Consider the following 12134-nt stretch of genomic DNA (forward strand, 5'->3'; position numbering starts at 1 on the left):
GGCGAACTGGGGGCTGCTCGCCTGGCCGGCGGACGACACGGTGACGGTGGCCGCCGCCCGGCTACGGGAGGACCGGGCCCCGCTGTACGTGGGGGGGTGAAGTTGGTGACAGTTGGGTTTGCGGGGTGGCCGGTTGGCGTTTTTTGTGGCAATCCTGGGGAGCATGGCCGCCTCTCGCTCGCCGCTGTCGCGGCTGCTCACCGTGTTGCTCGCCGGCGTGCTGGCAGGGCTCGCCCTGGCCGTCGCCGCGCTCCCGGGCAACCTGCTGGTCGGGTTCGCCGCGCGCGCCGCGATCGGGTCGTACGCCGCGTTGCCGGCCTCGCTGAAGACACCGGCCACCCCGCAGCGCTCGTACCTCTACGCCAACGACGGCAAGACGCTGCTCACCACGTTCTACGACGTGAACCGCACCGACGTCGCGCTGGCGGACGTCGCCCCGGTGATGCGGCAGGCGATCGTGGCGGCCGAGGACCGGCGGTTCTACGACCACGGCGGCGCGGACCTGCGGGGCCTGGCCCGGGCGGTGGTCGCCAACGTCAAGGGCGGCGGCACCGAGCAGGGTGGCTCCACGCTGACCATGCAGTACGTCCGCAACGTCCTCAAGACCGACCCCACCCGTACGCCGGAGGAGCGCGCCGCCGCCACCGACCCCACCGTCGGGCGCAAGCTCCAGGAGATCCGGTACGCGGGCGCGCTGGACAAGAGCCTCGGTAAGGACGAGATCCTCAACCGGTACCTGAACATCGCCTACTTCGGCGCGGGGGCGTACGGGATCGCGGCGGCCAGCCAGCGCTACTTCGGCACGGCGCCGGCGAAGCTGACCCTGGCCGAGTCGGCGCTGCTCGCCGGCCTGGTGCAGTCCCCGGACGCGTACAGCCCGATCGGTGGCGACAAGGACGAGGCGCTGGCCCGTCGGTCGTACGTGCTGGACTCGATGGTCGCCACCGGCGCGATCACCGCCGTCCAGGCCACGCAGGCGAAGGCGCAGCCGCTGGCCCTGCACCCGACCGCGCAGCCCAACGGCTGCACCGCCGTCGCCCAGGGCCACGACGACTGGGGCTACTTCTGTGACTATCTGCGCCAGTGGTGGCTGACCCAGCCGGCCTTCGGCGCCACCACCGCCGAGCGCGAGCAGGCCCTGCGCTCGGGCGGCTACACAGTCGTCACGTCGCTGGACCCGAAGGTCCAGGCCACCGCGCAACAGCAGGCCACCAAGGTGTACTCCTACGACAACAAGCGCGCCCTGCCGATCGCGGCCGTGCAGCCGGGCACCGGGCGGGTGCTGGCGATGGCGGTCAACAGGCACTACAGCCTGGCCGACAACCCGACCGGGCAGGCGAACTACCCGAACACCGTCAACCCGTTGATCTCCGGCGGGGCCAGTGTCGACGGGTACCAGGCGGGTTCGACGTTCAAGCTGTTCACCATGCTCGCCGCGCTGGAGTCGGGCCGTACCCTCTCCACCGGCTTCGACGCGCCCGCCAAGCTGCCCACCCGCTACGCCGCCGAGGGCCCGGGCAGTTGCGACGGGCACTGGTGCCCGGCGAACGCCAACCCGGACTGGATGGACGGGTACCGGATGATGTGGGACGGCTTCGGTCGTTCCGTGAACACCTACTTCGTCTGGCTGGCCGAGCAGGTCGGCCAGGACAAGGTGGTGCAGATGGCGCAGCGGCTCGGCATCACCTTCCGCGCCGACTCGGACGCCTCCTTCGCCAAGAACAACGCCGCCAACTGGGGTTCCTTCACTCTCGGCGTGGCGGCCACCACTCCGTTGGACCTGGCGAACGCGTACGCCACGGTGGCTGCCGAAGGCACCTACTGCACGCCGGTGCCGGTGGTCTCGGTGACCGACGCGAACGGCGCGAAGGTGCCGGTCGGGCAGCCGTCCTGCAAGAAGGTCCTCGACCCCGACGTCGCGCGTGCCGCGACCGACGCCGCTCGGTGCCCGGTGGGCCAGCAGTCGGCGTTCGGGCAGTGCAACGGCGGCACCGCCACCGGCGTGAACGACATCCTCGACGGTCGGCCGGTGGCCGGTAAGACGGGTAGCTCGGAGGAGAACGCCACCGAGACGTTCGTCGGCTTCACCCCGCAGGTGGCCGTTGCCGGCATCGCCGCCAACCCGGACGACCCGGCCGACTCGGTGGGCTCGGCGGTGCAGAGCAAGGTGATCGACGCGGTCGCCCGGGTCATCGCCACGGCGGTGAAGGGGCAGCCGGAGAAGGCGTTCGCCGCTCCCAGCAAGGAGTTGGCAGGCGAGCCCCACCGCCCGGTGGAGCGCCCGACCGTCCCCGAGCGTCAGCAGCAGCCCGCTCAGGACCCGCGTTCGGCCCTGCAACGCTGGCTCGACCGTCGGGGCTGACCCCGGACGCAGTGGCGGCCTGGCCCACCTCGGGCCGGGCCGCCGTGCTCTTCCCGCAGGTCCGCTGGCGGGCCTCGGTCACTCCGAGGTCACTGCCGTGCCTGGCGGCGACCTCGGAGTGCGACTCGACCGGGCCCAGCCTCAGCTGTTGGCGGAGGCTGCCGAGATGGCGGCGCGCACCTGCTGGGCGAAACCGGCGACGGTGAAGTCCGGGGCCAGGCTGTCGACCAGGATGATGTCCGAGACCGCGTTGTTCGTCCGCAGTGGCAGGATCGCCCGGTACTCGGGCGAGTTGTACCAGTTCTCGGCGTCGGCGCGGGTGGGGAACTCCATCAGGACGACGGAGCCGGGCCAGGTGCCCTCGACCACGTCCACGTCGCCCTGGGCGAGCCACTTGCCGCCGTACGGGCGCACGGTCGCCTCAACCTGCTCCAGGTACGACAGGCCCGCCTCGTTCGGGATGCCGCCGGGGATGCGCAGGTGGTTGATCAGGTAGGTGCTCATGGGGCTCTCCAAGTCCTCGAGCTTTAGATGACGCCTATAATCTAACGAAGGCTCGCCGTTGCGGCAAGTTTTGGATTAGGAGCATCCTCTATAATCGAGGAGTCGAGTGGTGAGCACGTGAGAGAGGAAGCGCGATGGGCAGGACGTCACGTGCCGAAGCGGCGAGGCACCGCGAGGAAGTGGTGGCCGTCACCTCGCGGCTGCTCCGCGAACGCGGCGCGGCGGGCATGAGCGTGCAGGACCTCATGGGTGCCGCCGGACTGACCCACGGAGGGTTCTACAAGCAATTCAGCTCCAAGGACGAGTTGCTGGGCATTGCCGCCACGACGGCGTTCGGCGAACTCCTGGCCCTGCTGGACCAGTTCTCCGACGACCTGCCCGACCGGTCGGAAGCGCGGAGGGCGTTGCTGCGGCACTACCTGTCACCCGAGCATCGCGACACACCCGGCACGGGATGTGCCAACACCGCGCTGGCCGCCGACGCCGCCCGGGCATCCGCCGACAGCCCGCTCCGCACGTCGTACGCGGTGGGTCTTCAGGAGACCGTCAAGCGAATGACGGACCTCGCGGAGGCGCCCGGCCGAGACGGGACCGAGGCCCGCCGGCGCGCGCTCGTCGACCTCGCCACGATGGTCGGTGCGCTCACGCTGGCCCGCGCGACGGGGCAGACGCCCCTGTCGGAGGAGATCCTCCAGACCGCGCAGGAAGCCCTGTCGAGCCCGGCCAGCGCACGCGGCGACGGGGACGGCAGCTGACGATTCGCCGGCAGCGGTCCACCCGGGACCCAGCGTTCGGCCCCGCGACGCCGGCGCGACCGTCGGGGCTGACCCGCGACGCGACGGCGCCTCCCCACCCGCAGGGTTGGGGAGGCGCCGTCGGGTCGACTACTTCTTGTTCTTCAACTGGTCGAAGTCGACAACCTGGCCCGCCGGCGGCGCCTTCACGTCGTCGAAGGTCGCGCCGAACTCGCTGAACGTGATCTGACCGGGTGAGTCCTGGTTGCCTTCCATCCGCATCGGGTACGGCTCGCCGGTGGTGGCGATGTAGAGCGTGCCGCTCTTGTCGCCGTCGACGAGGCCGATGGTCTTGACGCCGTCGATCTCCTTGCCCTCGCCCTTGGTCATGGTGCCGTCCGGCTTGAGCAGCTCGTCGATGTTGGCGACGTCGAACAGCTGGGAGAAGTCGTCCTTGGCGGACACCTTGGCCCACTTGTCGCCCATCAGCTTCACGATCTGGTCCGACGCCTGGGCGCCGGCGTTCTTGGCCCAGAATTTCTCGTCCGGCCGGATGTACTGCTGCCCGGCGACGGAGAGCAGCTCCACGGTGCCCTCGTTCGTGGACACCTGGCCACCCAGGTCGCTGCCGGTCACCTTGAAGTCGAGCTTCATCTTCTGGCCGTCGTTGTCGACGTCGCCCACCAGGTGGTACGACTTGGCGTTCTGCACGGCCGTCGTGGCGCGCTGCAGAGCCTCGTTCGGCGCGAGCGCGGCGACACCGTTGTCGGCGGGTGCCGTCGACTCCGGCTTCCCGTCGTCACCGCCACCCCCGCAGCCGCTCAGCAGGGCCGCCACCACGAACGCGGCCACACTTGCTCTGACTGTCGTCGATCCCATCGTCAGCTCCCTTGTGCCACCCCCCGTGGGTGAGCGGCAGGCAGGTACCCACGATTGATCTCGGGCAATCCTTCGATCTACCGGCACCGCAGGCGCCGGGCTCCTCTCGCGACCGTCGCGGTCAGCCCTTGCGGCGGCGGGGGCGGTAGCTGGCGATCGTCGCGGGCAGGCCACGGCGGATGATGCCGGCCCAGTCGGTGTCGCCGCGGAGCACCGCCGCGGCGGTCTTGCGGGCCTGCTCCACGGTGAAGTGCGGCGGCAGCATCAGCTCGGCCGGGTCGACAAGCGCGTTGATGACGACCGGCCGGTCGGCGGTCAGCGCCCGCTCCCAGACGCCGGGCACCTGCTCGGGCGCGTCGACCAATTCCCCGTGCAGCCCGAGCACCTCGGCCCACCGGTGGTAGCCGATGTCCGGCAGTTGCTGGCTGTCCGGGAACATCGGCGTGCCCTCGCTGGAGCGCTGTTCCCAGCTGACGAACGCCAGGTCCCTGTTGTTGAGCACCAGCACCACGAACCGCGGGTCGGCCCAGCTGCGCCAGTACTTCGCCACGGTGATCAGCTCGTTGACACCGTTCATCTGCATGGCCCCGTCGCCGATCATCGCGATCAGCGGCCGGTCCGGGTGGGCGAACTTGGCACTCAGCGCGTACGGCATGGCGCCGCCCATCGACAGCAGCGTCCCGGACAGGCTGGCCAGCATTCCGGGTCGGACCTGCACGTGGCGGGCGTACCAGGCGGTCGCGGTGCCGCAGTCCACGGCGAGCATCGCGTCGTCGGGGAGCCGGTCGCTGAGCGTGGTGAACAGCAGTTGCGGGTTCACCGGGTCGGCGGTCTGCGCGGCCAGGTCGCGCTGGGCGCGTCGCCACGCCGAGGTGGCCTCGGCGATCTCCGCCCGCCAGGCGGTCGGACCCGGGCCGGGGCCCAGCTCGTCCAGCAACGCCCGGAGGGTGGGGCGGGCGTCGCCGGTCAGGTTCACCTCGGTCGGATAGCGCAACCCGAGCTGCGTGCCGTCCAGGTCGATCTGCACCGCGCGGGCCTTGCCCGGCGGCGGGTAGAACTCCGAGTACGGCATGTTGCTGCCCACGATCAGCAGCCGGTCGCAGCCGCTCATGAGCTGCCAGCTCGGCCGGGTGCCGAGCAGCCCGATCGCGCCTGTCACCCACGGCTCCCGGTGGTCGACGACCGTGAAGCCGAGCAGCGCGGTGGACACCCCGGCGCCGAGCCGGTGGGCGATCTCGCGGACCTCGTCCTCGGCGCCGAGCGCGCCCTGCCCGACAAGCATGGCCACCCGCTCGCCGCCGCGCAGCACCTCGGCGGCGCGGCGCAGGTCGGCCTGCGGCGGCACGGTCGGCGTGCTGCTCGGCACGTTGCTGGTGTGGTAGTAGCCGTGCGCGTGCGGCGGGTCGGGGATGGCCGGCTCGTCCTGCAGGTCCGACGGGAGGATCAGGGCGGTGACGGTACGCCGAGACAGCGCCGTGCGGCACGCCCGGTCGACGAGGTGACGCACCTGCGCCGGGTGGTCGAGCTGGGCCAGGAACGCCGAGGCCACGTCCTTGTAGAGGGCGAGGAGGTCCACCTCCTGGTAGTAGCCGCCGCCCTCGGCGGTGACAGCGGTGTGCCCGACCAGGGCGACCACCGGTTGGTGGTCGAGTTTGGCGTCGTACAGGCCGTTGAGCAGGTGGATGGCACCGGGACCGCTGGTCACCAGCGCGCAGCCCAGCGGCCCGCCGCCGTACTTGACGTGCGCGGAGGCGGCGAAGCCGGCGGTCTCCTCGTGCCGTACCTGGACGAACTGGGCGCGCTCGTTGGTGCGTTGCAGAGCCGAGGTGATGCCGTTGATGCCGTCGCCGGGATAGCCGAAGTAGCGGCGCACGCCCCAGCTCGCCAGGCGGGAGACGATGTGGTCCGCGACGGTCGGACGTCGGGGCAGCGTGCCCTCTTCGCCCGGTGCCGTGTGGTCTGCGCTCACCTGGCTGGTCCTTCCCGTCGGGTCCGGTACGCCATCGGTCGTTCCCCTTCTCGACCGGACAAAACACCCTGCGGGGCGGGCGTCCGGGGTGGGGGTCGGCGGTCGGGGCAGAATCGTCGGGTGCCCGTCCACCAGATCACCGACCCCGACGACGACCGGATCGCCGACTACCGCGCGCTCACAGACGTCGAGCTGCGCACCCGCTGGGAACCCCCGCACGGCCTGTTCATCGCCGAGGGTGAGCTGGTGCTGCGCCGAGCGCTGCGCGCCGGCTACCCGGCCCGGTCGTACCTGGTCGACGCCAAGCGCGCCGACCAGCTCGCCGACCTGGACACCGGCGACGCGCCCGTCTACGCCGCCACCCAGGACGTGCTGCAGCGGGCCACCGGCTTCCACGTACACCGGGGGGTGCTGGCGTCGTTCCACCGCCGTTCGCTGCCGACGGCGGCCGAGGTGCTCGCCGCCGCGCGCCGGGTGGTGATCCTGGAGGACGTCAACAACCACACGAACCTCGGCGCGATCTTCCGGGGCGCCGCCGCGCTGGGCGTCGATGCCGTGCTGCTGTCGCCGTCCTGCGCCGATCCGCTCTACCGGCGCAGCGTCCGGGTCAGCATGGGCGAGGTCTTCGCGATGCCGTACGCGAAGTTGGAGCGCTGGCCCGCCGGCCTCGACGAGGTGCGGGACGCGGGCTTCACAGTGCTCGCCATGACGCCGGCGCCGGACGCCGTACCCATTCAGCGGTTGACCCCGGCGCAGCGCGCGCGGGCGGCGTTGCTGCTCGGCGCCGAGGGTCCCGGCCTCACCGCCGCGGCGCAGGCGGCCAGCGACGTGCGGGTGGTCGTCCCGATGCGGCGTGGCGTGGACTCGTTGAACGTCGCCGCAGCGGCTGCGGTGGCGTTCTGGGAACTGGGTCGCGACGATCCGCTTGCATGACCATGCGTCTTGTTGAATAATCTTCCCCGTGTCCAAGGTTCTCACCTCCCTGCCCATCGGCGAACGTGTCGGCATCGCCTTCTCCGGCGGCCTCGACACCTCTGTCGCGGTCGCGTGGATGCGCGACAAGGGCGCCGTCCCCTGTGCCTACACCGCCGACATCGGCCAGTACGACGAGCCCGACATCGGCTCGGTGCCCGGCCGTGCGCTCAGCTACGGCGCCGAGGTCGCCCGGCTTGTCGACTGCCGCGCCGCCCTGGTCGAGGAGGGCCTGGCGGCGCTGACCTGCGGCGCCTTCCACATCCGCTCGGGCGGGCGGGCGTACTTCAACACCACCCCGCTGGGCCGGGCGGTGACCGGGACCCTGCTGGTGCGGGCGATGATCTCCGACGACGTCCAGATCTGGGGCGACGGCTCGACCTTCAAGGGCAACGACATCGAGCGGTTCTACCGCTACGGCCTGCTGGCCAACCCGATGCTGCGCATCTACAAGCCGTGGCTCGACACCGACTTCGTCACCGAACTGGGTGGCCGCAAGGAGATGTCGGAGTGGCTGCTGGAGCGCGGCCTGCCGTACCGGGACAGCACCGAGAAGGCATACTCCACCGACGCCAACATCTGGGGCGCGACGCACGAGGCGAAGACGCTGGAGCACCTCGACACCGGCATCGAGACGGTCAGCCCGATCATGGGCGTCCGTTTCTGGGACCCGTCGGTGGAGATCCCGACCGAGGACGTCACCATCGGCTTCGACCAGGGCCGCCCGGTGACGATCAACGGCAAGGAGTTCGGCAGCCCCGTCGACCTGGTGCTGGAGGCCAACGCCATCGGCGGTCGGCACGGCCTGGGCATGTCCGACCAGATCGAGAACCGGATCATCGAGGCCAAGAGCCGGGGCATCTACGAGGCGCCCGGCATGGCGCTGCTGCACGCCGCGTACGAGCGGCTGGTCAACGCCATCCACAACGAGGACACCCTGGCCAACTACCACAGCGAGGGCCGCCGCCTCGGCCGCCTGATGTACGAGGGCCGCTGGCTCGACCCGCAGGCGCTGATGCTGCGCGAGTCGTTGCAGCGCTGGGTCGGCACGGCGGTCACCGGCGAGGTGACGCTGCGGCTGCGCCGGGGCGAGGACTACTCGATCCTGGACACCACCGGCCCCGCGTTCAGCTACCACCCGGACAAGCTGTCGATGGAGCGCACCGAGGACTCGGCGTTCGGCCCGTCCGACCGGATCGGCCAGCTCACCATGCGCAACCTGGACATCGCCGACTCGCGGGCGAAGCTGGAGCAGTACGCCTCCCTCGGCATGGTCGGCGGCGCGGCGCCCCAGCGGATGATCGGCGCCGCGCAGGCGGCCTCGACCGGGTTGATCGGCGCGATGCCCGAGGGCGGCGCGGAGGCCATCGCCTCCCGGGGCGTCGCCTCCGCCGCCGACGAGGCCCTCGACCGCGCCGCCATGGAGTTCGGCGTCGACTGATCGGCCCCGGCACGTCGAGGTCCGGGGTCACGGACGGTAGCGTGTCGGCCGTGTTCCCTACCGTCCGTGAGGTCCTCGCCCTGGACCCCGTCCGCCACGGCACTCCGCGCGTGGTGGCCGGGGACGCCGGGCTGGACCGACCGGTCCGCTGGGTGCACGTCGCCGAGGTGCCCGACATCGCCACCCTGCTGGGCGGTGGCGAGCTGGTGCTCACCACGGGCATCGGGCTGCCGGCCGACGACGCGGGACTGCGCGCGTTCATCGGCGACCTCGCCGACGTCGGCGTCTCCGGGCTCGTCGTCGAGCTGGGCCGCCGCTACGTCGGCGGCGTACCCCGGGTGATGATCGCCGCCGCCGAGCGACGCGGCCTGCCCCTGGTCGAGCTGCGCCGGGGCACCCCGTTCGTACGGATCACCGAGGCGGTGCACGCGCTGATCGTCGACGCGCAGCTCACCGAGCTGCGGGCCGCCGAGGAGATCCACCAGCGGTTCACCGACCTCTCCGTCGAGGGCGCCGACGCGTCCGAGGTGATCCGGCAGGCCGCCGAGTTGTCCGGGTGCCCCGTCGTGCTGGAGAACCTGTCCCGGCAGGTCCTCGGGTACGACCCGGCGGGGGAGAGCGCCGAGCTGCTGCTGGACGGCTGGGAGCAGCACTCGCGGCGGATCCGGCCGGCCGGGCGTACCGCGTACGACCCGGACAGCGGCTGGCTGGTGACTGTCGTCGGCGCCCGGGGGCAGGACTGGGGGCGACTGCTGCTGCGCTGGCCGGCCAGCGGGGATGCGTCGAGCGCCCGGGCCGGCGAGCCGACAGTCGCCCCGCCGACCCGGCTCACCATCCTCATCGAGCGGGCCGCGTCGACCCTCGCGCTGGGCCGGTTGATCCGCCGCGACGCCGAAGGGCTGGAACGGCAGCTCCACCGCACCCTGCTCACGGCGTTGCTCGACCACTCCCGACCCGTCGACGAGGTGGCGCTGCGGGCCAAGGCGCTCGGAGTGGCACTGGACCGGCGGCACCTCGTCGGCGTGATGGTTCGCCAGCGGGCCGACGACCCCGCCGGAGAGGCCGGCCCGGAGGCCGGCCAGGCCCGGCTGCGGGACCTGTCCGAGGCCGTCGGCCAGGCACTGCGGGAGGCGAAGCTGACCGCGCTGACCAGCGCGGTCGACGACAACTCGGTGGGCGCGCTGCTGGCGCTGCCCGACCCGGCCGCCGAGGACCGCGCGCTGTCCGCGTTCGCCCACGCCCTTCGTCGGGTACGCCTCGACGCCGGCACCGGCCGCGCGGCAGCCGGCGACGGCTCCCGGGGCGGTGTCCCGGGCGCGGTGATCGTGGCCGCCGGGTCCGGGGTGAGCAGTCTGCGCGAGGCGCGGCGGTCGCTCGTCGAGGCGCGGCAGGTCGCCGAGGCGGCCCGGCGGGACCGGCGGGACCTGCCGATCTTCCGGCTGCCGCACGTGGGCCTCGCGGGGCTGCTGCACCTGCTGCGCGACGAGCCCCGGCTGCAGACCTTCGTGGAGCGCGAACTCGGCCCGCTGCTGCAGTACGACGCCCAGCACCCCCGGGAGCGGCTCCTCGACACCCTCCGCGCGTACCTGGAGCAGGGGCGCAACAAGTCCGCCGGCGCCGCGGCCGCCCACCTGTCCCGCCCGGCCTTCTACGAGCGCCTGGCCCGCATCGCCCGCATCCTCGACGTGGACCTCGACTCGGTAGAGGCAAGCCTCTCCCTGCACGTGGCCCTGCTGGCCCTGGAAGCGGTAAGAACCCCCTGACGCGCCTGCCCCACCAACCCACGGTTGGTTGATCATGAAGTTATTGTCATGACACGCCGATGCGAGTGGCAATAACTTCATGATCAACGGGGCGAGGGCGGGGCCGGGCGGGGCCGGGCGGGGCCGGCCGGGCCGGGGTTAGGACAGGGTGGTCAGGGCTTTCGCGTAGGTTTCGGGAATGTGGTTGGGGCCGCCGGGGGTGAAGACGTCCGAATGGGCCACCGCCGACCAGGCCGTCTCCGGTACGGCTTCGACCAGTGCCTTGATCACCGGGGCGTCGCGCCACTGGTCCTGCTCGGCGAGCAGGCCGAGAGCCACCACCGACTCCTCGACCTCGCCCACGCACTCGAACGGCTTGTGCCCGTCCACGCCCAGCAGCTCCCGGTAGCCGGGGATCTGCTCCGGGTCGGCCAGCAGGTCGCCGCCGAAGATGTGGGTGACCCGCTCGCGGGGCATGAACGGCGCCATGGCGAGGAAGACGAACCGGCACTTCGGGCAGTCCCGGCACCAGCGCTCGGACGCGTCGCGCAGCTTGAACGCCTGGTTGCAGCTCGTCACCACGTCGTCGTACCGGGTGAACTCGGCGAACAGCCGGGCGATGTGCAACTCGGACAACGACCGCAGCAGCGAGAAGTACGGTTCGGTCAGGCCGGCGTGCTCGGCCAACGCCCCCCGCAGCAGGCCCTCGGCCTCGACGCCCTTGGACCACTGGTGGTTGATCTCGTGGCCGTTCCAGACCAGGTTCGGGTCGGACGCGGAGCGCTCGTTGGACATCACTACCGGGCCGAGCCCGTGCAGCACCGCCGTCGCGACCGCGATCAGCGAGTTGATGGCGGTGACGGGAATGTGCCCGTTCAGCGCGCCCGCCGCGTTCAGGTCGAACAGCACCGGGTCGATGCGCCGCCGGGCCGAGAGGGGGGTGAGCCCGGACGCCTCGTTGACCGAGACGATGACGTGGTTCGGGTTGACCGAGAACGGCACCGGGTCCAGCTCGGCTCGGCGCAGCGCCTCCAGGCTGACGATCGAGTCCTTGCCGCCGCCGACCGCGGAGAGGGGGCGACGGTTGGAGTCGTCGTACACGCGCGGTGGCTCCGGTGCGCCGCCCGGCACCTCCGGGCGCAACTCGAGCACGTGCGGCAACTGGTTGCGGTACGCGTACTCCGCGAGGCCCTTGCTGTAGACGGCCGTGACGTAGTCGACGGTGGCCGCGCCCAGCGGCGCCGGCAGTACGAGCCGGGGCGGCGCGGCGGTCTTGTAGTAGCTGACCCCGGCGACGAGGTGCAGCACCTCCAGCACCCGGCCGAGGGTAGCCACGGTCTCGTCCGACGGCGGCTGCGCCGGCAGCGGAAGGGTGATCACCTCGGTGAACCGTTGCTCACCGGCCGGGCCGGTCAGCGCGTAGTCGAACAACACCTCGCCGGTGGCGAAGTCGATCGAGTAGGACGGGAAGGTGAAGGCGTCCATCCGCCGGAGCTGCTCGTTGGGCACACGCCATACTAGGCCCTGGTTC

9 protein-coding genes are annotated in these 12134 nt (G+C 71.7%); 5 read left to right on the forward strand and 4 right to left on the reverse strand.

Going from position 1 to position 12134, the window contains the following annotated elements; all coding sequences use genetic code 11:
* The first annotated feature begins 163 nt into the window (after window positions 1-163).
* The gene (locus AB0K10_RS27680; RefSeq protein ID WP_363688202.1) at window positions 164-2362 is read left to right on the forward strand and encodes a transglycosylase domain-containing protein; all 2199 of its coding nucleotides are present in this window, start codon (window positions 164-166) and stop codon (window positions 2360-2362) included.
* A 141-nt stretch (window positions 2363-2503) separates the two neighbouring features.
* Here AB0K10_RS27680 and AB0K10_RS27685 read toward each other — a convergent pair whose 3' ends face one another.
* A complete protein-coding gene (locus tag AB0K10_RS27685) occupies window positions 2504-2866 on the reverse strand; it encodes a DUF1330 domain-containing protein (protein ID WP_363688204.1) in 363 nt (120 codons plus the stop codon).
* Between the two features lie 134 nt (window positions 2867-3000).
* Here AB0K10_RS27685 and AB0K10_RS27690 point away from each other — a divergent pair, with 134 nt between their 5' ends.
* Window positions 3001-3621 carry a TetR/AcrR family transcriptional regulator gene (locus AB0K10_RS27690; protein ID WP_363688206.1) on the forward strand — a complete coding sequence of 207 codons (621 nt, stop codon included), beginning with the start codon at window positions 3001-3003 and terminating at the stop codon, window positions 3619-3621.
* A 129-nt stretch (window positions 3622-3750) separates the two neighbouring features.
* On the opposite strand, the gene AB0K10_RS27695 is transcribed toward AB0K10_RS27690, so the two are convergent.
* Together AB0K10_RS27695 and AB0K10_RS27700 are read right to left on the reverse strand one after the other, a co-directional pair.
* Entirely contained in the window at window positions 3751-4479 is a 729-nt protein-coding gene (locus AB0K10_RS27695; RefSeq protein ID WP_363688208.1) for a hypothetical protein, read from the reverse strand.
* Between the two features lie 121 nt (window positions 4480-4600).
* A complete protein-coding gene (locus AB0K10_RS27700; protein WP_363688210.1) occupies window positions 4601-6448 on the reverse strand; it encodes a thiamine pyrophosphate-requiring protein in 1848 nt (615 codons plus the stop codon).
* Window positions 6449-6568: 120 nt separating this feature from the next.
* Here AB0K10_RS27700 and AB0K10_RS27705 point away from each other — a divergent pair, with 120 nt between their 5' ends.
* From AB0K10_RS27705 to AB0K10_RS27715, 3 genes are read left to right on the forward strand one after another with little or no spacing between them, the layout of a single operon-like run.
* A complete protein-coding gene (locus tag AB0K10_RS27705; RefSeq protein ID WP_363688212.1) occupies window positions 6569-7381 on the forward strand; it encodes an RNA methyltransferase in 813 nt (270 codons plus the stop codon).
* Between the two features lie 28 nt (window positions 7382-7409).
* Window positions 7410-8861, forward strand: coding sequence for an argininosuccinate synthase (gene argG / locus AB0K10_RS27710; protein ID WP_363688214.1), 1452 nt, complete (start codon window positions 7410-7412; stop codon window positions 8859-8861).
* A 41-nt stretch (window positions 8862-8902) separates the two neighbouring features.
* Window positions 8903-10624, forward strand: coding sequence for a PucR family transcriptional regulator ligand-binding domain-containing protein (locus AB0K10_RS27715; RefSeq protein WP_363688216.1), 1722 nt, complete (start codon window positions 8903-8905; stop codon window positions 10622-10624).
* Between the two features lie 138 nt (window positions 10625-10762).
* On the opposite strand, the gene AB0K10_RS27720 is transcribed toward AB0K10_RS27715, so the two are convergent.
* Window positions 10763-12112 (reverse strand): hypothetical protein, encoded by a 1350-nt coding sequence (locus tag AB0K10_RS27720; RefSeq protein ID WP_363688218.1) that lies wholly within the window; start codon window positions 12110-12112, stop codon window positions 10763-10765.
* Window positions 12113-12134 lie beyond the last annotated feature (22 nt).

Source organism: Micromonospora sp. NPDC049274 (genome assembly GCF_040678875.1).
In the GTDB taxonomy this organism is placed as follows: domain Bacteria; phylum Actinomycetota; class Actinomycetes; order Mycobacteriales; family Micromonosporaceae; genus Micromonospora.